Here is a 25,502-nt window from a genome sequence, read left to right on the forward strand (position 1 = left end):
ACAAATCTATCGTCCGCCGGTAATGGCCACTGAAAACTTTGCGTCTTATAAACGTCAATTTGCGCAAGAAAATAGTTGACAGTTGACAATGGGCAGTTGACAACAGTTGGAGTAACCGTCACGACCTTCCTCCGATTCGAAGGATACCCTTGAACATCACAGATCCTTTGTCAATTGTTTATTTGTCAATTGTCAATTTTCTTTTAGCTCACTTGTCTACCTTAACAACCCGACTCCCCCTCCCCGCTGCATCAAAACATTTCAGCATCACAGGGCTTGCCACGGAAACAGGGCCTTCGTAAACTGCCGAGCGGGCATCCGGTTCGCTGCCGTCGAGGGTGAAACGGATGGTGAGGCCGGGATATTCAACGTTCGCTTTCAGCATACCGTCTGCGACGATCGCGCCAGGCGGTGGTATGCGATAGTTATATCCACCGTGAAGGTAATTCAGCCGCGGAAGCTCCCGCGTTCCCAGCGTGTTGGCAAATACATTCCATTCGCGGTCCATGGAAGCTTCGCGTTTTGCCTGGTCAGGGAGGGTCTCCCATTCACGCGCGGGCGACCATGCACTTTCTGAAAACCCGATAAGCTTGGGCAGCATATAGTATTCCACCATCTCGCGGCCTTTGATGGTCTCGCTCCACAGCTGTGCTTCAACTCCCAGGATGTTCTTGCGTGCCTCCGGTTTCAAACGCTCCTTGTCGGCGTATACTTTGTCCATATCGATCTCGCGTCCCATCGAATTCTCAGGCGTAGTGATGAACATATCGTAGGGCGCAAAGGTCCAGGCATCGCGGGTATCCACAAAACCAGCCCAGTACAGTCCCGGCTCCTTCGGGTCCTTGTTGTGGGCGAGGTCGAAATAAAAATTCGAAACGTTGCAGAGCACTATGGGATAGCCGGCATTCGCGAGCTTGTATCCGAGGTCCTGGTAATCGAACAGGTTGTTCCAGATGTAAGGAACAACATCCTGCCCTGCAAACTCGGGGTTGGGCACGTAGGTTCCTTCCGCTGTTTTCAGGATCGCTACCTCCTCCCAGCCATCTACACGCAGGTTCCGCTTCCGGAGTCTTTTGAGCAGCTCGCGGAAGAAATACACCTGTAGGTTCTTCGGGTCTTTGATCTCGGGATGATCTTTCAGCAACGCAGCGGCCATGGGCGATCCCGTCCAGGCACCTTCCGGAACTTCATCACCGCCAGCGTGGATCTCATCCATCGGGAGTCCCGCAGCGACATACATCTTCGCGATCTCGTCAACCACCTTTTCATAAAAACGGTATGTCGACTCGCGCGCCACGCTCACCACATTATCCTGGTATCCCTGGGCCGAAAGGTATTTCGACGTATCGTTCGGGTCGATGAGCCTGTACTCATCCGCCTTCGCTTCGTCTCCTTCTTTCATGAACCGCTGATACCGCGCTTCCATCGCCTTAATAGCCGCACGCGCGTGACCGGGGAAGTTGAGCTCGGGGATCACTTTGATGTGACGCCGTGCTGCATACCGGAGGATCTCGATAAAATCCTCACGCGAATAATATCCGTGGCCATACCTGCCTTCCGTTTTTGCAAAAGGCCCTGATCCATAAGCGGGATGAAGCACAGGAGCGTCTTTGCCAGAAGTATGTTCACGTTGCGCTCCTACCGACGTGAGCTCCGGGAGTCCTTCGATCTCCAGCCGCCAGCCTTCATCCTCCGTGGTGTAAAACAGGAACCGGTTGATCTTATAAAACGCCAGCAGATCCAGCATGCGCAAAATGGTTTCTTTGGTCTGGAAGTTCCTGCTGACATCGAGGTGCAGGCCGCGATAACCGAAGCGCGGTGCATCCTCTACAGTCATACAGCGCAGTGAAAACGTTGGAGACTTTGTCTTGTATTGATCAAGGGGCACCAGTGAGCGCAGGCTCTGGATACCATAAAAGACTCCGGCTGCATCACTTCCTGTGACCGTGATCTCCTTGGGTGAAATTTTCAGCACATAGGCTTCCTTCTTAACGCCGCCCACACTGACATCACCCAGCTGCAGTTTGAGCGCAGGGCCTTTCGGTGTTTTGTCTGTGATGCTGAATGCAGTACCGGTGAGCGTCTCCAGCGCTTGCGCGAGGTGATCTGCCTCATTCTTCAATGCACCTTGATAATAGATCTGAACCGCGTTGCTGACCTGAAACACGCCGGATGCTTTTCTGACCTTCACAGGCGATGGCGTGATGGGACTGAGCTGATCGTCACTAAGCTTTTGCAACTTCAGGTTGTTATTATAACTCCACGCGGGTGTCGGGATCGGCGCTTCGTCTTCGTGGCTGCGGTTGATCTGTTCAGGCGTGGTGAACGGCGTGAGCTTATAATCCGTTACTTCCGTGATCTTCTCTTCCTCTCCCCGGCTGTTATAAAAAACGAAATACAATCCAAGTGGCTGATCGGTCTCCTTGATCACCCCTTCCGTACCGCGATAAAGGATCTCCGAGGTTTGCCCAGGGCGAAGCGAAAATGATTTATTGGGAACAAGCTTGTACCAGTCGCCATTGATGTGCTCGAGCCTGGCCGGTTGTTGTGCTGCTGTGGCAACAATGGGCCGCGGAGCCATGTTGAAGAACAGTGCCCAGTTGTTATCCGTGAGATCGATGTCACTGCCGTTGGTGATGGTGAACTTCGCTTCGAATACGTCTTTCTGATCGGTGAAGTTGGTGATCAGCGCCCACTGTACGGCGATCTTTCCAGCGGAAGCATAATCGGTGGCAGGTTTACAACCCAACAGTGTAGTGATCAATGCGCAGCAGAATAACAGGTTCGGGAAAACTTTATTCATGCAAAGGATTTAAAGTTTTATGAAGATCTTCTTCCTGTAAAGGATATACGCGGGAATGAAGTTGATGCACACGAACAGGATGGCATACAACATACTGGCCAGCTTCGGTGCCACACCCGCAGCAATGAGCGTCAGCACGAAATGCATATTCAACGACTCACCACCGAAAGGAATGGTGTAAAAAACGATCGCAAGCAGATCGGCCAGCACATACACGGCAATGGCATTGGCGCCGAACACAATGCCCGGCCACGTCCACCGCGTATATTTTTTCAGATCGATAATATAATAGGCCGCACCCAGTGCAAGCGACGCAGCACCGGCCGTCACCAGCACATAAGAGCTGGTCCAGATATTCTTGTTCAAAGGAAAAGTGAGACTCCAAACATATCCTGCGAGCACTGAAAAGAACCCGGCTACCATCAGCAGGTTGGCCTTCTCATGCGGTTGGCGATCACTCAATAACAGCTGGCCCGCGAGCAATCCTGCGATACCCGATGCAATGGCGGGCACTGTGCTGAGAAATCCCTCCGGATCCCAGTCACCCTGCCACATTTTTCCCGGTAAGAAAAGGCTGTCGAACCACGCGGCGAGGTTTACACCGGGATCAAGCATGGGCTGGTTGTAACCCGGTGTAGGGATCAGGGTCATCGCCAACCAGTACGCAACCAGGATCACGGCACCAATCCAGGCTTGTGTCCTAAATGATGTTTTGAGAAAAATAAAAGCACACGCCATAAAAACTATGGCGATCCGCTGCAGCACGCCGGTGACCCGGAGCTCGGCAAAATTGAAATACGGAATGAGACTCAGGAACACACCCACAGCAAAGATCTTGAGCGAACGGATCACGATCTTCTTGTACAATCCCGCCTTCGAGGTGTCTGACTCAAGGCGTTTGCTGAAGGCCAGCACAATGGAGACACCAACGATAAACAGAAAGAACGGATAGATAAAATCCGTGGGCGTAATGCCATTCCATGCTGCGTGCTCCAGCGGCTCATACACATAACGCCAGCTTCCTGGGAAGTTCACCAGCACCATGGCTGCAATGGTAAATCCGCGGAGCGCGTCGAGGGAAATTAATCGTTGTTGTGACATGGACCGAGTTTTAAGGTACGATTTACGAGGTACGAAGTACGATTGGCTGACGCTCACACTGCACGTCCATGCACCATGGACTATCGACTATGGGCTTTCGGTTCGCTGATCACGCCCAGGTATCGTCCCATCCAGTAGGGCAAGAGCCATATGTCGCCTGCGCTGTGCTCGGAAGTTCCGTTGTCGCCGCCGTCGAGGTGAAAGCGGTTGGCATTGTGCCGGCGGATCGCAAGCTCATCCGGTGGCAACACTTCCGTAATGGTCTGTCCCCGGAAGTTGGGTGCGATGTGCTCGATGTCTTTGCGTTCGCTGTTCTTAACGCTCCATCCGATCAGGTCGAGCGGATATTCCTGCAGGTACCAGACGGCTTCTTCCAGGTCGAAATCGCTCGCTCCCGTCATGGCTGTAACGATATTCCACGCTCCTTCCTTTTCTGGCCGTTCGATCTCCCAATGGTCAATGATCGCCTCTCTGAACTTCGTCTTCAATGTATCATTCAAGGCGTACCGGTATAAGCCCCAGTACCCGAGGAAGTACATTTCGTCATCGGAATGGTTCCACGCTTCCGACAACATCCGGCTCCACTCGTCCGCATCCGGTGGCGCCATGCCCACTTCTTTCATGGGCCGCATCAGGTTCTCATAGTAACCGTGCTTCGTCATCAGCTCGAAAGCCTTTTCTTTGTACACTTCCTTCTTCGTAAAGTGATAGGCGGTCTGCAGCATGGCCACGATGTTGGATGCATTGATCTTACGGTCGCCCACCATCTTCGGACGGGCATTCACATATTCCGGATTCCATTTCCCCCATAGTGTGGGCTCGCCATTCCAGTCAACAAGATACATATTGTGATCGATGATATGCTGCATCATTGAGTCGATGAGCACAATGGCCCGCTTTTTCAGGTCTGCATCTTCGATAAGCTCGGCCATCACACCGAACGCAAAAATGTGGCCGATCGCTTCGTCGCTGCTGGTGGTTGATTTCCAATCCCACTCCGGATGACTGGCCCTTCTCCATGGCTTGTCCTCGTACTTGTAACCACGCCGTTCGAACGAGCGTGAAGGGAAACCTTTCACACCGTTTATGGTGTACAGCCGCTCCATGGCCTCCATCGATTCGCGGCAGTTCTGCAGGGCATCTTCAGATTTTGTCACGGCATACCGGAACACTTCCGCCCCGAGGTACATGGACGTCCACAGGCCGTCGTTGTCGGAATCTTCCAGTGTGCCCGTATCAACATTCCCGTCTTTCATGCCACTGATCGTACCGTTGAATCCGTGGCGGATATGCCTTTCACGCACCTGCTGCTGAAAGAATTCCGCTTTTTCATGCAGGGTCATTTCCTGGAAACAGATCTCGCCAAGGCCTTTGTCCGTGAGGATGAGTACGGAGTTGTTTCGGCCTTTGGCGATATCGATGACCTGATCGGAAGGAAGCCAGCGCTTCGAAGCATAGTAGTTGAACTTGCCATCGCGTCTCAGCATAAAAGCGCCCCGCGATGAACCGAACCAGAGCTTTCCATCGATCTCCTCTACTGCAGTGATGTCGGTCCATGGAAGTTTCTTTTGAATGTCACCGGTCTGTTTTTTCGTTGCGGCATCAAGCCTGAAATAACCGTCGCCTGTACCAACGATGATCTCCTGGTTATTGGCGGCCAATGTAAAACACTGAAGGTCGTTTCCTTCGAATACGGGCTGCAGGGTTTTATCTTTCCATGAGAACACCGAAAGCGCCTTATTGCCCAGCAACCAGAAGATATTCCGTGAACCGTCGAACAGGATATCGATCACGGGCTCGTCCGCATCGCCTTTCCACACCACGGTAGAATCGCTCACGTACTGCAGTGTGCGGCCATCGGAAATAAGGAAATCGAAATTTTCCCCGCCGGCAACCTGGGAAGCGCCCGACAATGTGTGCCGCGCATAGAGATTTCCAGCCCAGGCGTTGCTCAGCACGGCTTTATCATCCACATAAACAAAATGATCGCGATATAAAGTGATACCGGCAATTTTCTTATCACTGATGGGACGGTACGACACATCGGGCACCAGCGTGCCCGGATACAGGAGCGCCCCGGCATGTGGCCTGTACAACCCTTTCGATGTAGCGATCTGGATCACACCATTGCGATCGCAAAACACCTTGCGCAGCTTCACGCTGTCAGTAAGGTCATACTTCTTGCTGAAATCCTGTACAAAGGGCTTATCCTGATGCACCGGTTGTGTTCCATTGCTCCCGGGATCGCTACAGGAGACGATGAGGACAATAAAAAGAAGTGCAACTAAAAAAACACCAGACTTGAGAATATTGCGGATAAACTGTTTCATTCCTACTAATGTATTTAACAAGAGTAGTGAAAATCAGTATTCCGTTGGACGTATTTTACGTTTATGAAGTCGTGGTTTGCGAAAGAAGAGTCCACGGTCGACAGTCCACAGCCGTATGGTGAAATGTCACCCGTACAGCTTCGATTCAGTTACCCTTACTCCATTCGCGCATCTGCCTTCGGAGGAAAAATGCTGTGGACCGTCGACGGTGGACCGTGGACTATTTCATCATTTCAAACACATGGTTTCCGCTGACGGATTGCTGACGTCCTGCTCCGTAAGTGGTTTTATTCCATACCAGTGAGAGCGTGAGAACGTTTTCGTCGAGCTTCTCGATCGTTACCGTGACGCCGTTATCACGATCGATGGTTTTGTCGTCGATCAGCTTCCATGTTCCGGTGGATGGCCATACCGGATCTCCATTTTGTGCGGTATAGGTGCCCACGCCTGCCGTAAGGATCATGCCGGTGTAAAGGTTAGTTTGGTCGACGCCATCAACGGTAACTTTGTTGAGCTTCCACGAAGCTGACTTCAGCAATCTTTCCGTTCTTGCCCTGGCAGACTCTCCTTCATCTTTGTTGCATCCGCTAAAGGTGGTTAAGAGAACCACGCAGGCCATGGCTAAGAGGCTCTCCAGTCTATAGATTATTTTCATTGCGCTGTTCATTGGTTGTTCTTGATAAATCTGATGGTGCTGTTATACCTGTTCGAGCGGGCGCCGATCACGTACACGCCGGCGGGGAAATGAGATACGTTGATAACGGTTTGCTCGCCTGTGACTTCAGCATGGTGTACTTCCCTTCCATCCACGCCACGGATGCTGATCTTCTTCACACCACTTCCCGGGAGCGTCAACAAGATATTGTGCGAAGCAGGATTCGGATAAGCCTTCACTTCGATGCCTGCCACCGCCTCGATGCCGGTGATCACAATTACCGCTGCCTCTGATGTTGCAACAGCACAATCATCGGCAGTAACTTTGACCACATAGGTTCCAGGCGCATTTACCGTGTAAGTGGAAGAAGTCGCGCCATTGACCGCTTCATTGTTCCTGTACCATTGGTTTCCGGCTGAAGCGCTGGAGGTGAGTGTCGGAACTTCAGGATTGGCAAAACTCGAAGTAACCAAAGGTTTGGCAGGATTAACACAGAAAGACCGGGTGACTGACTGCGCTGCGTTGTAACCACTGTTCCCTTCCTGCCTGGCTGTGATGCTGGCGCGACCTGCCCTGAGCAGCGTAACCTGTCCGTTCGCAATGCTGACGATCGAAGGGGTTGTTGTTTCAAAAGATACCGGCAGGTTCGAAGTAGCGGTGGCCGTCAGCTGAAACGCAGATGAGCCTTCAGCTTTGTCAGCAAGCTCACCAAAAGTGAGAGTCTGACTGGCCTTCGCTACGGTAAGTGTATGCGCAACAGGCGTGGCGGCGGCAAAGATGTCATTGCCCGGCTGTTTTGCCGTGATGGTGGCAGTACCCCCTCCCACAATGGTGATGGTGTTGCCCGATACAGTTGCCACCGAGGTGTTGGAGCTTTCGAAAAGAACAGTTAAACCAGAAGAAGCAGTAGCGGTGACTACGAATGCTGCATCGCCGTAAGTCTTCGAAGCAAGCGCCTCAAATCCCGTAATCGACTGAGGGCAGCCAATGGGATCTGTGCTGGCATCGTGACTGAAAAGCTCCGTGCCTGTAGTGGCACTGCTGGCAACAACGAGAATTTTTCCATTGGCCACAGCGAGCAATCCACCTTCTTCAATGTGAATGGACGGATCATGATCAAACGCAACCGTACTGCACAACGCGCCCGTGGTCACCCAGAGGCTGCGACCATTGGCCGGATCGTCGGCTATAAAGTATAACCCCTTTCCGACAGCCGTGAGACCATACACACCGCCGTCCTGATCTCCTTCAACGATATCCATTACCAAGGTTGTTCCCGCGGCCGTGCCATCGCTTCTCCAAAGCTCATTTCCATGCTCATGATCATAGGCCACAAAATAGAGCGTGTTATTGACTGCTCTCAGGGAAGATGGTTCTGAAGATCCATCGCCTTCTTCAATGTCTTTGACCATGGCCGTGCCTGCCGCGGTACCGTCACTCTTCCAGAGCTCAACGCCATGGGTACCATCGCCAGCCACAAAATAAAGTGTGCCGTTAACATGGGTAAGATCTCTCGGGTATTCCGACATCCCCGAAGCATCCTTCACACGTACAGTTCCTGCATCCGTGCCATTGCTTTTCCACAGCTCGATCTGCTCATCATTGTTGTATGCCACAAAATAGAGTGTGCCATTCACATTCGTGAGATAAGCAGGATACGAGCTGCTACCGCTGTTGGTAGCAATATCTTTCACCATCAGTGTACCGGCCGCTGTGCCGTCACTTTTCCACAGCTCACTTCCGTAAGTACCGTCGCCGGCATTGAAATACAATGTACCGTTGACGTTTGTGAGGTAAGCCAGATTGCTGCCATTATCACCGGGAACGATATCTTTCACCAGCACAGTTCCGGACGCGGTACCATCACTTTTCCACAGCTCCTGTCCGTAAGTATTTTCGTAACGGGGCATGAAATAAAGTGTACCATTCACACTGGTAAGCCAGGCCGGATAACTTCCATCGGCTCCCTCAAGGATGTCCTTCACCAGCACAGTTCCTGCAAGGGTACCATCTGTTTTCCAGAGCTCGGTGCCGTGGGCCTCCCCTTCGCCTTTGAAGAAGAGTGTATTGCCAACAGCCACCAGCGGAGGCCCATCGCCATCATCTTCGTTGTAAACTGATATGGATGTACTGATCACCGACGTTCCCGCGGGTGTGCCATCACTTTTGTAAAGCCTGTAAGCCTGCCCGTCGTGCGCAACAAAATAGGTGGTATTGCCGATCACCACTGCATTTTCAGGATTTGAAGATGCCGTGGTATTATTGATGTTTTTCAAAAGCGAGGTACCCGCCGCGGTGCCATCACTTTTCCAAAGCTCGTTGCCGTCCGCCATAGTCTTTGCCGTAAAAACAAAAGAACCATTGAACGTTGTTAAACCAAAGGGATCGCTGTCAGCAGTGCCTGGTTCGATGTCCTTCACCAGTACCGTACCGGCTTCAGTGCCATCGCTCTTCCACAATTCATTGCCTGATGCGGCGGTGCGGGCGGCGAAGTACAAGGTACCGTTGTGATTGGTAAGGTAGGCGAAGTCTCCGTCGAGCGATCCTTCATTGGGTATTGTATTGATATCTTTAACCATCACCGTTCCAACGGCGGTGCCATCGGTTTTGAACAGCTCCTGTCCGTGCGTGTTGTCCTGGGCATAGAAATACAAGGCGCTTCCCATGGCCACCAACGAGCTCGGATTTAAAACGGTAGTCGAGACCGCAGCAGTGCCTCCCGTAGTACCATCCGAGGCGAACAACCTATACCGCTCCTCGGCATTCCCATCGAAAGCGGAAAAATAAAGCTTGTTATTAAATACGGTCAGGTACTGGGCACCCGAGGCGTCACTGCCCGGAAACACGTCTTTCAACAGCACTGTTCCGCCGCTGGTGCCATCGCTTTTCCAGAGCTCACGTCCTGCAGTACCATCATCGGCACTGAAGTATAAAACGTTATTCATTACAGTCAGAAAAACCGGGTACCCTCCCGATGCTCCTGCCCTGATATTTTTCACGATGACCGTACCTGCAGCGGTGCCGTCACTCTTCCACAACTCGATACCGTTCACGCTTTCAAAGGCCCTGAAGAAGAGCGATCCGTTCATCACCTTCAGGTCGCCGATCATGCTGTCTCCTGACCCCGGAGAGATGTCCTTTACCATCACTGTTCCTGCCGTAGTGCCATCGGTTTTCCACAATTCTCTTCCATTTGTTCCATCATTGGCAACGAAATACAACGTTGTGTTCAGGATCACAAACTCGAAAGCGGAGCTGCCTTCTTCTCCCGGGTTGATATCCTTTACCATCACGGTGCCAGCCTCCGTTCCGTCTGTCTTCCAAAGCTCATCGCCATGCGTGGCATCGGTGGCTATAAAAAACACTGTGCTATTAAATGTGATAAAAGAATGTACAGTGCTCGAACCACTGCCCGCATTGATGTCTTTGACCAGCGATGTGCCAGCAGGGGTACCATCGGTTTTCCAAAGCTCGGCGCCCTGTTCATACGTGGAGGCGCTGAACAACATCAGGCTGTTGCTGACCTTATAGAACTGCGATGCATCGCTGCCCGTACCGTTGACAGCGAGATCTTTTACAAGTGAAAGCTGCGCCTGGACGGTGTTGCTACCCAGCAACAAAAGGAGGAGCATTGAAAGCCATCGGACACATAAGTAGATCCTGATCATATGAATTTATTTTGTTTTTCTGAGCGCAAATGACTGGATGCAGACCTGCAGGAACGGCGTTGTTCTGCGTGTAAGATTTTGTTCACAATTGACAGAATAATAAGATTGGATAAACTCCTGTCAGGAGAGGCAGTCACTGCCGGGGTTAATGTAGCAAGCAGCGAAAAAACAGTCTGCACCAAAGTCATGGGTCAAAAATGCCCAACGCTGTGATCAGAAAATAAAATAGTATTCGGACAAAAATTAGGACAATGCAATAATGCACTGATTATCAGACGGCATTCAGCTCAAGATCGTCCAGTCCTTTTTCTGCAGACATGCCGATCTTGGCACGGAGACGCTGGCGTGTCTTGTACACGGTCTGGTCAGAAACCCCCAGCATGCTGGCAATTTCCCTTGTGCCGAGGTTGAGATGTGTGAGGGCCATGAGGCGGGTTTCAGCCGGTGTCAGGTCATAAAACTGCTCCCGCAAACGGTTGAAGAACCCGGGATGCACTTTGTCAAAGATCACCCTGAACTGGCTCCAGTCATCTTCCGTGAGCAGCTTGGCCCGTGTAAGAGCGTTGCTCAAATCGGTAAGTTTTTCCTGTTGTGTTTGACCGGCTTCCGCAGAAAGTGCCGCCAGTTGTAGCTGAAGCTCTTCGAGAAGCTTGTTCTTTTGCTGGAGAAATGCGGTAGTGGTGCCGAGCTCTCTTTCACTGCTTTCGAGGGCAAGCTGCGCCTTTTCGCGTTCGGCCACAAGGTGCGCCTCTTTTTCCCGGTAACGGACCGTCTGCAGCTTTTTGGAAAGGAACAAAGTGATTACGAGGAAAATGGACGCCAGTGCCGCTACCGAGACCAGGATGATGACAATGCGATGACTTTCTTCCTTTGCTTTCAGCAGCTCGATCTCCCGGTCTTTCTTCTCGGTCTCATAACCATATTGGAGCTCTGCAACGATCCTCGCCTTCTCTGCATTGAAAAGGGTGTCTGAAAGCTTACGATGTTCTTTGTAATAGTGTAATGCTTTGGAGAACTCACCCTTGGCTTCGTATGAATCGGTCAGGATCTGGAGCAGGTCCGCGGAGCGCTCGTCCATATGCATCTCACGCGCCTTCTCAAGTCCGGTGCCGGCAAGCGCAATGGCATCCTTATAGTTTTTCGTGAGGTACGCAAGGTTTGCCTTGTAGGCGATGCCATGAAGGACCCCATACGGATCGCCGGTGCTATCGTAATAACGTACCGGATATTGCAGCAGCGCTTCAGCTTCCTTATAACGGCCCTGGAATGAATAGACGTACGCAATGTTGTACTGCCCGCTGGCGACGATCGCATTCCTGCTTTCTTTTGGAAGCAGCTTTGCCTGCTCGAGCGAGCGGTCAAGATAGTATAACGCACTATCATTGTTTCCGGAGCGGCGAAAGATGACACCGAGGTTCTGGTAATCAAGGGCCACGCCCTCTTTGTCATCCAATTGGCGATCAAGAACAAGAGCCTGCTTGAGATAACGGATGGCGTCGGCATACCTTCCCTGTGCATCAATCACCCTGGCGATGTTGGCGAGGGTCGCTACCTGTTTCCGCGGCATGTTGAGCCTGTCGGAGATGGTGAGTGACCTGATCAGGTTTTGCTGCGCTGAAGAATAATGACCCTGGATGCCTTCCGTTGTACCGATGAGGTGGTAGGCCCTGGCTTCCAGCGTATCGTTTTTTATGGCGAGGGCAATTTTCAGCGCTTCGCTGGCCAGCAACCGCGAAGAATCAGGACTGATGAACATCAGGGAGTCACTGGCCATGAGGTAGCGCTCCGCTTCGTGCCGCTGGGCAAGCGCAGTGAAAGAAAATGCAAAAAGAAAAACGATTGAAAGAAGCGGTCGGGGTCTGCGACACATGGGATTACAGGGGTTCTGGGGCCTAATTTAGGGAATTCTTCGGTATAATCCGGATAGCCTTCGAAGGTACGAGGGACGAATAAGAAGGTACGAGGGACGAAGTACGAGGTACGATTGGGCACCCCACGTACCTCGTATTTCGTACCTCCGCCCTTCGTTATTTCCAAAATGTTTTTTCTCCTCCAATGTTCGGTATTTTAACCGGCCAACTTATACCAATCCTGACCATAATATTCACGCATTTCGCACTGCTGTCACTGATTTAGGGTGAGTTCCTGCCATTCAAAATAATACTTTTCGAGGGGCGCTTTTCAGTGGTGGTTTCACAAGATTAGAGTAACGTCATCGGCAGATGATGGAGTTTGAATTAAACATAACCTAAAATTCAATGAAGAAGATTTTACTGTCTTTTATCATGACAGTTCTTTCGCTATGCCTATGGGCGCAGGATAGAACTGTATCCGGGAGGGTCACTGACGGCAGCGACGGCTCCCCGCTGCCAGGTGTGAATGTGGTGCTCAAGGGTACCAACAACGGTACGGTTACCGATCAGGACGGTCGTTACAGTCTTTCGGTTCCGGCTTCAGCCAATGCATTGATCTTCTCCTTTATCGGCCTGGTGACACAGGAAGTGTCGCTGGATGGCCGACAGGTAGTCGATGTGTCGATGCAAAGCGATGTTAAACAATTGAGTGAAGTTGTGGTCACCGCCCTGGGCATCGAGCGAAAACGCAACGAGCTGCCCTATGCGGCGCAGCAGGTGAGCAGTGAGCAGATCACGCAGACGCGGAACGGCAACTTCGTGAACGCCCTTTCAGGAAAGGTTGCGGGCCTCGACATCAAGGCCAACAACAATATGGGTGGATCTACGAACGTGGTCATTCGCGGCTACAAATCCATTACCGGCAACAACCAGGCGCTGTTCGTGATCGACGGCGTTCCTGTAACAAACGCCAACACCAACTCCGTACTGCAGCGCAACGGCGGCACAGGTGTTGATTATGGCAACGCCGCCGCAGACATCAACCCTGACAACATAGCCTCCATCAACGTACTGAAAGGTGCAGCAGCCACAGCGTTGTACGGCTCACGCGCCGCCAATGGCGTGATCATGATCACCACCAAAAAAGGAAGAAAAGAGTCGTTCGACCTGGTAGTGAACAGCGGTGTTACTTTCGGCAAGATCGACAAAAGCACCTACGCCCGTTACCAGGATGAATATGGCGCCGGTTACAATTCCGGATTTTATACGGCCGACCTCGGGCAAGGTCCCGGCCCCGTAGTACAGTTTGACGCCGATGCCTCTTTCGGCACGAAGTTCGATCCCAACCTGATGGTATACCACTGGGACGCACTCGATCCCTATTCGCCATACTACCGCCAAATGAGGCCGTGGGTGGCAGCGAAAAACGATCCCTCCAAATTTTATGAAACTTCGGTGACCTCCAACCAGAACGTCACCCTGACCGGTGGCAGCAGCAAGACCACCTTCAAGGTTGCCTACAGCCGCATTGACGAAAAAGGTGTGCTGCCCAACAGCGAGCTCAAAAAAGACCTCGCCAATTTCTCGGCATCCTTCGACGTGAACGACCGGATCACCGTAAGCGCCTCCGGAAACTATTCACGCATCTCAGGCCTCGGCAGGTATGGCACCGGATACAGTGGCAACAATCCCAATCAGCAGTTCAGGCAGTGGTGGCAGGTGAATACCGATATCCTCGAACAGAAGGAAGCTTTCTTCCGGAACCGCCAGAATATCTCCTGGAACTGGGCTAACCTCCAGGGTACGGGCCGCCCGATCTACTCAGACAATCCCTATTGGACACGGTATAAGAACTACGCCAACGACACCCGCGACCACTATTTCGGATATGCCACCGCCACTTACAAGATCACCGACTGGCTCGATGTGATGGGACGGGTAGCGTTCGACGCCACCTTCGACCTCCAGGAAGAACGTGTTGCAGTAGGCAGCTCCGGCGTGCGGTATTCAGCCATTCCCACCGTGAGAACAGCATCAGTATCGAGTCTCTATTCAAGGTTCGACCAGTCTTACAAGGAAATGAACTACGACCTCATCCTGAACTTCAAGAAGAAATTCTCTGAAACGTTCAGCCTTACGGGATTGCTGGGAAGCAACATGAGGCGTACACGCCTGAATTCCATCAGGGCTGCCACCAATGGCGGACTGGTGGTACCTGATCTGTATTCACTATCTAACTCTGTAAGCCCGCTCCAGGCTCCCCTGGAAGAATATGCGCGTGTAGGCGTGGATGGAATTTTTGCCAATGCCAGCCTGGGCTTCAAGGAGCTGATCTTCATTGACCTTTCCGCGCGGCAGGATAAGTCAACCACACTTCCCAAAGACAACAACACCTATTTCTATTTTTCTACAGCAGGAGGTTTTATTTTCTCGAATGTGCTGAAGCAGCCATGGCTCTCGCTCGGCAAGCTGAGACTGAATTATGCAGAGGTGGGCAACGACCCCGTAGCGCTGAGTCTGTACGATGTTTATGACAAGCCCGCGGGTTTCGGATCGGCTCCGCTCTTCTCGCTCCCCAACACCAAGAACAACCCCGCGCTGAAGGCTGAAAGAACGAAGAGCTTTGAAGCCGGCATCGAGGCCGAGTTTTATGACGGACGACTGGGCTTCGACTTCACCTGGTACCAGGCCAGCTCCTTCGATCAGGCCATACCGGTGAACCTCACTTCTGCTACGGGATACGTTTCCCGTTTTGTGAATTCGGGTGAGGTTCGAAACGAAGGTATCGAGCTCTCCGCTTACGGCACACCGGCCGAAACGGAAAACTTCACATGGACGATCGGCGTTACGTTCACCCGCAACAGGAATAAAGTGATTGACCTCTACTCCGGCGCGGTGACCAACGTACAGCTGTCAGACATCATCAACCCGCTGCAGGGCGGCGTCACTACAAATGCCGCCATAGGCCAGCCGTATGGTGTTCTGAAAGGAACGAACTTCGTTTACACCAATGGGCAAAGAACCGTGAATGCCGCAGGTGGTTATGTAGCAACGGCAAGCTCGGCAGAAGTGATCGGCAACCCCAACCCCGATTGGCTGAGCGGTATCACCAACACGGTTACCTATAAAGGCGTCAGACTCAATTTCCTGATAGACATCCGTCGCGGCGGTGATATCTTCTCACTCGATCAGTGGTATGGTCAGGGAACGGGCTTGTATCCCGAAACAGCCGGGCTGAACGAATTGGGAAATCCCAAACGCGATCCCGTCTCTGAAGGTGGTGGTGTCCTGCTGCCCGGCGTTAAAGCAGACGGAACCCCTAACGATGTGAGAGGTTCAAACCAGAACGGCAACGGAACGGTGCTGGGATATCCTTTAAGTCCTCCGCGTGCCTGGTACGTCTACGATGGAAGTTATGTGAAGCTGAGAGAATTAGCCCTCACCTACTCGCTGCCGGCAGCGGTGATGCAAAAGCTGCGTCCCCTGAAGGGCATCGATATATCGCTCCTGGGCCGTAACCTCTGGATCATCCACAAGAACATGAAGTACTCCGATCCTGAGGAGACACTGACCTCAGGCAACAACGCGAACGGTTACCAGAGCGGGGCCTACCCGATGGTGAAGAATTACGGGTTCAATGTGAAATTTAATCTCTAGCAGCCATGAAAAAATTACTGATAGCATTCCTCTCGGCAATGGCGCTCGCATCATGCGTTGACAGCCTTGACGATTACAATATCGACCAAAAACGGGCGAGCAAGGTGCCGCCGGAAACATTGTTCACCAACGCACTGAAGGAATTGTCTGATGCGCTGACCACGCCCAACGTCAACAACAATAACTTCAGGTTGTATACGCAACAGTGGGCCACTACAACTTACCTGCAGGAGCCACGGTACGACCTCACGTCGCGCACGATCCCCCAGAGCCTTTGGCAAAGCATGTACAAGGATGTGCTGGCAGACCTGAACGAGTCGAAACGTTTGCTGAATGCGGACGCGCTGATGATCGACACCGATAAGAAAACCAGGATCGCACAGATCGAGATCATCGAAGTGTATGCGTGGTCTGTGCTGGTGAATACTTTCGGCAATGTACCTTACTCACAGGCTTTCAATTTCCAGAATCCCGTTCCTGTTTATGACGATGCAGCGGGGATTTACGCCGACATCCTGACACGACTGGATGCAGCGCTCGCATCGCTCGCCACGCCGGGCACGGCATTTCAGACCGGCGACCTGTTGTACAGCGGTGATGTAGCCAAGTGGATCAAGTTCGGGAACTCGCTCAAGCTGAAACTCGCCATGGTCATTGCAGACGTGAACGCAGGCAAGGCCAAAACACTCTCCGAACAGGCAGCGCCCAATGTGTTTGCGAGCAATGCAGACAATGCAAGGTTCCCTTATCTGGCAGTGCCCCCGAACAACAATCCGCTTTCCGCCAACCTGAATCCCACTTTTTCTACACGGCAGGATTATGTGATCGCCAGTGCGATAACCAATGAAATGAATGCACGGAACGATCCGAGAAGGCCATTCTATTTTACGGCTGTTAACGGGCAGTATGTTGGAGGTAACTATGGTTTTGCCAACGCCTACGCCGACTTCTCGCATGTGAGCGACAAAGTGATCGCCCCTGCGTTCGAAGCGCTGCTGCTCGATTATTCTGAAGTACAGTTTCTGCTGGCAGAAGCAGTTGAAAGAGGTTTTTCTGTAGGCGGCACGGCAGCGGAACACTATAATGCTGCCGTTGAAGCTTCTATCGTCTATTGGGGAGGCACACCAGCCGATGCCGCCACTTACCTGGCACAACCCAGCGTTGCCTACGCTACAGCGCCTGGCACCTATAAGCAAAAGATCGGCACGCAGAAATGGATCGCGCTGTATAACCGTGGCTTCGATGCCTGGATAGAATGGCGCAGGTTTGACTTCCCGGTACTGTTACCTCCCTCAGGTGGAACCGCGCCGGCAGGATTGCAGATCCCCGTACGCCTGATCTATCCCATCAACGAGCAAACCCTGAATGGTGTAAACCGCGAAGCCGCTGCCGCTGCCATCGGTGGTGACCTGGCGACTACAAAACTGTTCTGGGATGTGTTCTGATGAGTAGTTTGTGTTTCATTGGAAGGCTGGTCCATTGGATCGGCCTTTTTTTTTGGCTTTCCTTACAAACCGTCATCCAGAGCGGGTGGGTGCGCGATGGGCTTGCGCGAGCGAAGGATCCCCTGATGGTTACTGCGTACTTAGTCCAAAGCCATGTCTTTCCGAAGCGCACTTCGCTTCAAGGGGATTCCTCGCTCCCCGCTGCTCCGCCCGCATTCCTCGCTCCCAATGACGTGCCATCAGGAGGCTCCTATGGAGCCCAATATGGACCAACCATTCCATTCTATAAACAGGGAGCTCCATCCGGAGCTAAATGCATTTCACTCCGATAGGAGTGCCCTGTCTATAGAATAGATCAATTGCCCGATCGGCTCCATAGGAGCCTCCTGAAATTCGTAATTTGAAATGCCAGCGTAAAAAGGAACGCGCGCGTCATTCTTATCATCGCTACAGCCTTCTGCTGGATAAATTCTCAGGATGACGGGTCTCATGGTAGGGACTTGGGATAAGTAAAGTATGACTACTGGCAACCGGAAAAGGTATTTTTCGTTTCGGAGAAATGAGTCTATAGGCTCATGACCAACAGGCGATAGAAGCCCACGACGTAAGCCCCTGAAACGGAGCTTGACAGCGAAAGTTAACACCTCCCGGCCATGGACTATGGACTATCGACCATGGACTTTACAATATGATCGCAGCAAAACTCCTTTGGATCACAGGTTCGCTCATCATGGGCACCCTTGGCACGATCCACATGATCTATACTTTTTTCAGCGATAAGTTTTTGCCGAGAGACGGGAAGCTGGCGGAAAGGATGGACAAAGTGAGTCCCGTGCTGTCAGAGCAATTGACCATGTGGAAAGCATGGATCGGTTTCAACGGAAGCCATAGCAGCGGCATCATGTTCATCGCCATTATAAATTGTTTCCTGGCCATCAACTATTTTCCGCTGCTTCAGAAAAGTCATTTCTATTTTCTGTTGAATATCGTTACGCTGGCGTTTTATGTTTTCCTGGCGGGCAAGTACTGGTTTGCCAAACCGCTGATCGGGGCGAGTATCACGTTGGCTTGTTATGTGGTTGCGTATGTTTTGGTGGTTGTGAATAGGTGATGGGTGGTGGAACTAAGTTCTACAGCGAGACTATGGCTACGAATCAAGAAAAGAAAGCGCACGGAAGTAACTTCCGCGCGAAGTGCTTCCCTCTCCTCCCAGGAGAGGGAAGGGTGAGGTTAAAAAACCATCACAAATCCGCCGTTGCCTTTTAAAGTAATCGTCAGGCGATCCGCCTGAGATGGATCGATTGTCTCTTTTTTGAACGACCGGTTATCAACACCATCCGTAACATAAATGCCTTTACGTTTGGGCATCGCCGCCAGGTCGAGCTCCAGGGTGCGGTCTCCGGGTTCGCCATTGATGCCGGCGATGTAAACAACACCATTGACCTCACGCTTCAGGATCACATACTTGCCCGGATACCCGTCGATAAATTCGGTGTTGTGCCACGATACCGGAATGTCTGTCATCAGCTGTCGTACGTAGCCGGGTACACTTTTCATACCGGCAGGTTTTTCCGCATAGTGCTGAACGCCCGACTGGAATACCACAGCCAGGGCCAGCTCAAAAGCATTGGATGTTTTACGCCGCATGTTGGGCACCTCTGAAAAACAGACCGGTGTGAAATCCATAGGATCAAAAACATTCCTGGTGAAAGGCAGTGTGGCACAGTGCGTGGGTTGCCGGTCCGCATTCTCTTGGGCAAACGTGACAAACTCAAAACCTTTGACGGCTTCCATGCTCACCAGGTTCGGATAGGTGCGCTGAAATCCGCGGGGTAACGTGGAGCCGTGACAATTCACCATCAGCTGATACCGGGCGGCGTCTTCAATGATATCCTGGTAATAAGAAATGACTGCCTGGCCATCGCCACCAAAAAAATCCACCTTGATACCTTTGATGCCCATCGCCGAAATTCTTTTGAACTCTGCCTCGCGGCTCTCCTTCGTCAGCAACAGGTTGCGCGGATGATAAGGTACGGTATTCCAGTCGCCTGCAGAGTTGTACCAGAGAATAAGACCAACACCTTTTCCGGCGGCATAACCGGAGAGCTCCTTTATTTTATCGTAGCCGATCTTGGTATCCCAGTTCACATCGATCAGGCAGTACTCCCACTTCATGGCGGCTGCGTAATCGATAAAACGTTTCTGAACATCATATATAATAGAGTCATCCTTCAACGACACCCAGCTCCACGACGCTCTTCCGGGTTTCACAAAAGAGAGGTCGGTTAACGCAGACGGTTTCGCCAGATCGGTGCCCAGCGTCGACTCCGTGATCGTCTTCAGCGACCCGATGGTGATCAAACGCCAGGGTGTGCTCCAGGGCAAGGTCGACTCTGGAAACACGGGACCACCCGGAAAACTTTCTGTTACTTCCGGGAAACCGATCGCGAGCTCCCCCACCCTTTCACCTTTCAGAAGCCTTGAAGCGCAGTAGTCGCGGTCCGGTGCCGTCTCGGACAACAGCATCCAGTATTTGCCTTCCCTGAAAAGTGACGGGAACACCCAGCCCGTATCGGATGCCGCGAGCTGGCTTACAGGTATGTCCATTAAATAATTTTCTTCATACGAGGGATTGCTGTGGTTCCATCCCGACTTGGCCCTGGCCCGGGGTTGGATCCACGCCCTGGCACTATCTGAAAAATTGAATGACGATCGCTCCCAGTGCACCTTCTTCATGTCGGTTGAGGTCTCCGGAAAATGATAACGGAAGGCAACACCATCGTTGGACACCTGGAAGATGATATCCATTTTCTGTCCCTTGCCGTTCTCGAGATGGACCACGGCCCTGTTGGCTTCGTACGCAATGTTTTTTCTTTTGCCATGAAGTAAAGTGTATTCATCGTGAACGGTATTGTTATCCACAGATAAAAGCTTCAGGTCTTTTGAAAAATCTGCGTCTTCACGCTGCAAACCCAGTCTCGAACCCTCCAGCATCACCAATCCTTCGCGACGCACCGCATAAGAGACCTGGCCATCGGCTACCGATACCAGGGCGGCAAGTTTTTGATCAGGACTAAGAACAATTGTGTCACCTTTTATCGCGTCACCTTTTTCTGAAGCGCAGCCTGCCATTAGCAGAAGCAGGGCCGCAGCGATGTGCGTTAACAATTTCATTGAGTTAGGCGAGGCAAGCATTCCGTATAAATGTAAATGTTACACTAATATGTGAATAATTTAAGATAAAGCAACCAGTATTTACACTTCCGTGGATGCCGGATCGTGAGTAGGAGAATCGGGCGCTGCGTCTTATCTTAGGGACGATTCCCGTTCGCTGAAACCGCTTATGAATTGGTTCGACAAAATAACCGCCAGAAAAAATACACCGGACGACAGCCGTGAGCTGAAAAAGGGTGAGGTGAAGGAACTGCTGGTAAATTGTTTTAAGGTACATCTGCCGGACTTTGACTTTGTTTTATACAAGAACAGCACGTATTATTTCCAGCGGGTCCGCCATTCCGGATCCTGGCAGGTATTTGAGACACTTAACATCATCTTTGGTTTAAAGGATAAGATGTTTTCGTGCTCTGTTGCTTCAACGGTGAATAAAGCTTACTTATTCACTTCAACGTATAATAAAGGCTTCCTGGTGAATCATGCCGACCTCCTGGTCATCAAAACGGGTTCCGGCGCTTCAAACATTGAGGACTCTTATTACTGGCACAACGGGAAAATCAGGACTGTAGAAAAGGTCATCGATCAAATTGCGTCGGATATAAAAAATCATGGATTGACCTATCTCGACCAAAAACTAAAAATGCTCGGCACCAACGTCCTGCTGCAGCATGGGCTGGCCTTTATCCAGGAACTAACCTTAGAGAAGCAGAAGTTGAAGAAAGAAATTGAAGCTGACCGGAAAAATGCCGAATATCTTTTATCACGCATGAAACACCCGATCCTAATCGAATTGAGCAGCCGTTTACGAAATATACCGGGTCAGACCAGGGAAGACAGAACAGAGATCACAGGACTGACACTGGAATTGGTAGAATATTATTACGAGCGCCAATAATGCCGCAACGCCAAAGAGATCGATCACTCATCTAGCAAGCCTCAGTTAAACAATTAAACCTGAATCGAGATGAAAACAATTCCTTTTCTCCGCTGCCTGAACATGAAGGAGGCCATTGATTTTTACACCAACGTGCTCGATTTTAAATTAAAATATCCCAACGCATCCGCGGATGACTGGGTAGTTGACCTAATTAATGGCGAAGCGGAGCTTGGCCTCACCGCCCTGGAAGGAGACCAAAAGCTGGGCATCAACGTCTATATCAGGGTAGACGAAATCGACAACTTATTCAAGAAATACGTGAGCAGGGGGCTGGTTGTTCCCAATAACCCGGACTCGCCCGTGCACAATGGACCGATAGACCAAACGTGGGGCATGAGAGAATTTTACGTGACCGACCCCAGCGGGAATACGCTGAGGTTTGGAAAAGTGATTTGAAACAGACCCCGTTGCGACACCAAAGGATCATACGTAACCTTTAAACTTTAAATCTTAAACTTTAAACCTCAAACTTTAAACTTTAAACCCATGCATTTCACCAGACTTGTTCCCAATATATTTTATAAAGACATCAGATCAGGCCTGAAGACCTTCGTCGATTGTCTCGAATTCACCATAGCGCACGATGAGCTGAATTCCGCGCGTCCATTTTGTGTGGTAGCGAAAGACGGGTTGGGTATTAATCTGTTCCAGGATGCAAAATATGCCGCGGAACACAATCCTGAATTCAGGCTGGTGACCAACGACATCGAGGAAGTATATAAAAAGGTGAAAACCCGGTATCCTGAATTGCTGCATCCGAATCTCAGTACAATCACATTAAGACCCTGGGGCGCGCGGGAATTCGCGCTAACGGATGATCAGATAGGTGTTATTATTCAGCAATGGCCTGAAGTTAGAAGTAAGTAGTAAGGAGTAGTTCGCAAAACATAATGGGCATATTTCAAGTGAGAACAATAACAATACTTAGCTTCCTGCTCTGGAACTGCGGGCTTAGCGGGCAATCTGATCTTCCGAAATGGGCGCAGGAAAGATTCAAAACATTTCAGAAGGATTACAGCCGGGGCACGTTTATAACGCCGTCATTCTTGCAAGCCGATTTTTCAGGCGACAAGAAAGCTGACCTCGCAATATTGATCGAACGAAAGTCGGATCAGAAAAAAGGTATCCTGATCCTTTTTGCTCAAAGCGATAAGTCTTTTATTGTTGGATCAGGAAATACACTCGACGCTGCTGGCGACGATTTTAAGTGGGCAGATACGTGGGAGGTTTTTACGGAGAAGGAGACTTACGAAACAACTTTTACCAATGAAGGTGATGTAGCGGGAGGGCGGGAAATAAAACTTGAGAGACCGGCCATCAGCCTCTGGCAGGAAGAGGGATCAGGTGGCCTTATCTATTTTAATGGCAGGAAATTCGTTTGGATCCACCAGGGAGATTAAAACAAAACTGCGAAGTATCGGAGACGTGAGACTCCGCTATGGAAATGAAGAAATTTAAAACCGACATCATCATTTTCTCGGGACTATTGATCCTGGCTTTGTCCATTGTGCTCCTCACCGCCGGGCAAAGCACCATCGACATCCAGTTACACGACACTTACTTTGTGATCGACAAGATCTCGCTGACGATCCTGATCGTTGGGCCGCTGACACTTTTGATCTTTCTTGCCAGGGCACTGACAAGGAAATTCAAAACCATAGGAACGAATGTGGGACTGGCCATCGGACTGATCCTTGTTGCGCTCATCACTTACTCTGTCATCCAGCTCCAGCAAAGTTACATGACCTCGATCATGACTCTCGATAACGAAGGGCTCCCCGACCGGGGACAATTCATGGCAGACTCCAAAAGAAGAATAACCTGGAGCTGGGCACTGTTCGGTTTTTGGGTAGTAGCGCTTACGTTGTTGATTATCCGGACCATCAAAATTTGGAAAGAAGCACACGCTTCGCGGTGAGGGAAATGCAGTTCACGCAAAGGCGCAAAGAAGCGCAAAGTTTTTTTTGCCCAATCTGGAAATTTTAAATGCATAAAACGCAGAGGCCGCGGAGAGGGCGCAGAGGGCCGCAGAGATGTTTTGCGTTTTGCATTTATAGATTCCTCGCATTTTAGCGGGCCTCTGATTAAATTAGGCTAACGGTACCGCTGGCGAAAAAAAAATGGCTAATTCGTGAAACCATGTCACAAAACCGGAGTTTCCCAATTCAGCTGGTCTTGTGATGTGGGCATCCTGATAATCCAGTGAATCCTCTAATCCTGGTCAGCATCCTGGTAATCCTGGTTATATCCTGTAAATCCTTTAATCCTGGTTTTAATCCTGATCCATGCTAAGGAATTATCTCATCATCGCCATCCGCAACGCCCTCCGTCAGAAGGGTTTTGCTTTTATCAACATTGCGGGCCTTTCCATCGGGCTTGTTTGCAGCTTCTTCATTCTGCTGTGGGTCACGGATGAGCTCCGGTACGACCGCTTTCACAAAGACGGTGACCGTATTTTTCAGGTCTGGCGCCACATGATCACCGACGGTCAGATCGACACCTGGACTTCACTCGGGCAGCCGGTGGCAGAAACCATCCTGGCGGAATACCCGGAGGTTGAAGATATCACATGGTCCATGCTCTCTCAACAGTTCGTTATCACCACAGGCGAAAACAGCTATCGTCAGAACGGTGGTTACGCCAGTCCCGCATTCTTTAGGATTTTCTCTTTTCCATTTCTCAAGGGCGATCCGAACCAGGCGCTACGGGATGTGAATTCAGTTGTCATCACCGACCGCCTGGCCCGCACACTGTTCGGTGAGAACTGGCAATCGCGCGACGATGTGATCGGCAAACCCATCACCATCGACCACCGGAAAGATTTCACGGTTGCCGGCGTGGTCGCGGACCTTCCTGAAAACTCATCGATACAATTCGACGTATTGTTGCCGGCGCGGGATTTCACCGACCGGTTCGGCATTGGCGACGACTGGTACTATATGTGCTTCTCCATTTACGCGAGGCTTCACAACGCATCGGCCCTGCGCGAAATGAACATCAAGGTAGCCGAGCATTTCAGCCGCCACGATCAGGGCAAAGGCACCAAGCTCTTTCTCCAGCCATTCGAAGATGTTTACCTGCACTCCACCTATAAAGATGGCCAGCTGGTTGGCGGCCGCATCGACTACATCCGCATCTTCTCGGTGGTGGCAGTTTTTCTGCTCCTCATCGCTTGCATTAACTTTATGAACCTGGCTACAGCACGGTCGTCGCGGCGGGCGCGTGAGATCGGTGTACGCAAGGTAGTAGGTGCGCAGCGGCGGATGCTGATCTTCCAATTCATGGCTGAGTCAGTTGCCATGGCCTTCGTCTCTTTCGTGCTGGCGCTGAGCCTGGTCTTTCTGCTGCTGCCGGCTTTCAACGATCTTACGGGTAAACATCTCACCTTGTCAGACCTGAACATCTCCGGCATGCTGGCGATCTCCGCCATGGTGGGCATCTTGTCGGGCAGCTATCCTGCCTTGTATCTGTCTGCTTTCAACCCGGTGGTGGCGCTTCGTTCAGCGCTGCGGCAACGTGCAGGCAACCTCACCTTCCGGAAGGGCCTCGTCATCTTCCAGTTTGCCATATCGGTGATGATGATCGTGGCCACGGTAGGCGTCATTCTCCAGCTCGATCACATCCGCACCCTGAACCTGGGACTGAAACGTGAGGGACTTGTATTCGTACCTCGCGAGGGTGCGCTGGGAGAGCGGTTTGATGTAGTGTCGCAGGAGCTGTTGAACCGGGCCGGCATTGCAAGCGTCACCGTCTCCGGTCAGGATCCGCTGAACATCGGCAACAACACCACGTCTGTACGCTGGCAGGGAAAAGCGCCAGACAGCCGCCCGATCTTCTACATTGTGAACGCGGGCTACGACTACGTAGAGACTTTGAGCA

16 protein-coding genes are annotated in these 25,502 nt (G+C 51.3%); 9 read left to right on the forward strand and 7 right to left on the reverse strand.

Annotation, left to right across the window (positions count from 1 at the left end; genetic code table 11):
* Positions 1-208 precede the first annotated feature (208 nt).
* The 6 genes from KK083_RS18410 to KK083_RS18435 form a co-directional block, all read right to left on the reverse strand.
* A complete protein-coding gene (locus KK083_RS18410; RefSeq protein ID WP_254165836.1) occupies positions 209-2,803 on the reverse strand; it encodes a family 20 glycosylhydrolase in 2,595 nt (864 codons plus the stop codon).
* A gap of 9 nt (positions 2,804-2,812) precedes the next feature.
* Positions 2,813-3,904, reverse strand: coding sequence for an acyltransferase family protein (locus tag KK083_RS18415; protein ID WP_254165838.1), 1,092 nt, complete (start codon positions 3,902-3,904; stop codon positions 2,813-2,815).
* Positions 3,905-3,984: 80 nt separating this feature from the next.
* Positions 3,985-6,234 (reverse strand): ligand-binding sensor domain-containing protein, encoded by a 2,250-nt coding sequence (locus KK083_RS18420; RefSeq protein ID WP_254165840.1) that lies wholly within the window; start codon positions 6,232-6,234, stop codon positions 3,985-3,987.
* A 220-nt stretch (positions 6,235-6,454) separates the two neighbouring features.
* Complete coding sequence (locus KK083_RS18425) at positions 6,455-6,889, reverse strand: hypothetical protein (RefSeq protein ID WP_254165842.1); 435 nt, start codon at positions 6,887-6,889, stop codon at positions 6,455-6,457.
* An 8-nt stretch (positions 6,890-6,897) separates the two neighbouring features.
* On the reverse strand, positions 6,898-10,557 hold the full coding sequence (locus KK083_RS18430) for an ELWxxDGT repeat protein (RefSeq protein ID WP_254165850.1): 3,660 nt from the start codon (positions 10,555-10,557) through the stop codon (positions 6,898-6,900).
* A 271-nt stretch (positions 10,558-10,828) separates the two neighbouring features.
* A complete protein-coding gene (locus KK083_RS18435; RefSeq protein ID WP_254165852.1) occupies positions 10,829-12,427 on the reverse strand; it encodes a tetratricopeptide repeat protein in 1,599 nt (532 codons plus the stop codon).
* A gap of 388 nt (positions 12,428-12,815) precedes the next feature.
* Between KK083_RS18435 and KK083_RS18440 the strand changes: the two genes are divergently transcribed.
* The 3 genes from KK083_RS18440 (at position 12,816) to KK083_RS18450 (ending at position 18,623) form a co-directional block, all read left to right on the forward strand.
* Positions 12,816-16,067 (forward strand): SusC/RagA family TonB-linked outer membrane protein, encoded by a 3,252-nt coding sequence (locus KK083_RS18440; protein WP_254165861.1) that lies wholly within the window; start codon positions 12,816-12,818, stop codon positions 16,065-16,067.
* 5 nt (positions 16,068-16,072) lie between these two features.
* Complete coding sequence (locus KK083_RS18445) at positions 16,073-17,512, forward strand: SusD/RagB family nutrient-binding outer membrane lipoprotein (protein WP_254165870.1); 1,440 nt, start codon at positions 16,073-16,075, stop codon at positions 17,510-17,512.
* Positions 17,513-18,200: 688 nt separating this feature from the next.
* The gene (locus KK083_RS18450) at positions 18,201-18,623 is read left to right on the forward strand and encodes an LIC_13387 family protein (protein WP_254165872.1); all 423 of its coding nucleotides are present in this window, start codon (positions 18,201-18,203) and stop codon (positions 18,621-18,623) included.
* A gap of 119 nt (positions 18,624-18,742) precedes the next feature.
* On the opposite strand, the gene KK083_RS18455 is transcribed toward KK083_RS18450, so the two are convergent.
* Positions 18,743-20,686, reverse strand: coding sequence for a glycoside hydrolase family 97 protein (locus tag KK083_RS18455; RefSeq protein WP_254165881.1), 1,944 nt, complete (start codon positions 20,684-20,686; stop codon positions 18,743-18,745).
* A 241-nt stretch (positions 20,687-20,927) separates the two neighbouring features.
* On the opposite strand from KK083_RS18455, the gene KK083_RS18460 reads away from it, so the two are divergent.
* From KK083_RS18460 to KK083_RS18485, 6 genes are all read left to right on the forward strand, one after another.
* On the forward strand, positions 20,928-21,581 hold the full coding sequence (locus tag KK083_RS18460; protein WP_254165883.1) for a hypothetical protein: 654 nt from the start codon (positions 20,928-20,930) through the stop codon (positions 21,579-21,581).
* Positions 21,582-21,650: 69 nt separating this feature from the next.
* Complete coding sequence (locus tag KK083_RS18465; RefSeq protein ID WP_254165885.1) at positions 21,651-22,019, forward strand: bleomycin resistance protein; 369 nt, start codon at positions 21,651-21,653, stop codon at positions 22,017-22,019.
* Between the two features lie 90 nt (positions 22,020-22,109).
* Positions 22,110-22,490, forward strand: a complete 381-nt coding sequence (locus KK083_RS18470; protein WP_254165887.1) for a VOC family protein — start codon at positions 22,110-22,112, stop codon at positions 22,488-22,490.
* Between the two features lie 23 nt (positions 22,491-22,513).
* Entirely contained in the window at positions 22,514-23,023 is a 510-nt protein-coding gene (locus KK083_RS18475) for a hypothetical protein (RefSeq protein WP_254165889.1), read from the forward strand.
* A 44-nt stretch (positions 23,024-23,067) separates the two neighbouring features.
* A complete protein-coding gene (locus KK083_RS18480; RefSeq protein WP_254165891.1) occupies positions 23,068-23,541 on the forward strand; it encodes a hypothetical protein in 474 nt (157 codons plus the stop codon).
* A 367-nt stretch (positions 23,542-23,908) separates the two neighbouring features.
* A partial coding sequence (locus tag KK083_RS18485; RefSeq protein ID WP_254165893.1) for an ABC transporter permease occupies positions 23,909-25,502 on the forward strand: 1,594 nt, incomplete at its 3' end.

The organism is Chryseosolibacter histidinae, from assembly GCF_018598225.1.
In the GTDB taxonomy this organism is placed as follows: domain Bacteria; phylum Bacteroidota; class Bacteroidia; order Cytophagales; family Cyclobacteriaceae; genus Chryseosolibacter; species Chryseosolibacter histidini.

Coding starts and splice junctions, on each gene's coding strand:
- KK083_RS18430 (WP_254165850.1), bottom strand. CDS start 10,557: ATGATCAGGATCTACTTATGTGTCCGATGGCTTTCAATGCTCCTCCTT.
- KK083_RS18455 (WP_254165881.1), bottom strand. CDS start 20,686: ATGAAATTGTTAACGCACATCGCTGCGGCCCTGCTTCTGCTAATGGCA.
- KK083_RS18420 (WP_254165840.1), bottom strand. CDS start 6,234: ATGAAACAGTTTATCCGCAATATTCTCAAGTCTGGTGTTTTTTTAGTT.
- KK083_RS18480 (WP_254165891.1), top strand. CDS start 23,068: ATGAAGAAATTTAAAACCGACATCATCATTTTCTCGGGACTATTGATC.
- KK083_RS18475 (WP_254165889.1), top strand. CDS start 22,514: ATGGGCATATTTCAAGTGAGAACAATAACAATACTTAGCTTCCTGCTC.
- KK083_RS18410 (WP_254165836.1), bottom strand. CDS start 2,803: ATGAATAAAGTTTTCCCGAACCTGTTATTCTGCTGCGCATTGATCACT.
- KK083_RS18445 (WP_254165870.1), top strand. CDS start 16,073: ATGAAAAAATTACTGATAGCATTCCTCTCGGCAATGGCGCTCGCATCA.
- KK083_RS18470 (WP_254165887.1), top strand. CDS start 22,110: ATGCATTTCACCAGACTTGTTCCCAATATATTTTATAAAGACATCAGA.
- KK083_RS18415 (WP_254165838.1), bottom strand. CDS start 3,904: ATGTCACAACAACGATTAATTTCCCTCGACGCGCTCCGCGGATTTACC.
- KK083_RS18450 (WP_254165872.1), top strand. CDS start 18,201: ATGATCGCAGCAAAACTCCTTTGGATCACAGGTTCGCTCATCATGGGC.
- KK083_RS18435 (WP_254165852.1), bottom strand. CDS start 12,427: ATGTGTCGCAGACCCCGACCGCTTCTTTCAATCGTTTTTCTTTTTGCA.
- KK083_RS18425 (WP_254165842.1), bottom strand. CDS start 6,889: ATGAAAATAATCTATAGACTGGAGAGCCTCTTAGCCATGGCCTGCGTG.
- KK083_RS18465 (WP_254165885.1), top strand. CDS start 21,651: ATGAAAACAATTCCTTTTCTCCGCTGCCTGAACATGAAGGAGGCCATT.
- KK083_RS18440 (WP_254165861.1), top strand. CDS start 12,816: ATGAAGAAGATTTTACTGTCTTTTATCATGACAGTTCTTTCGCTATGC.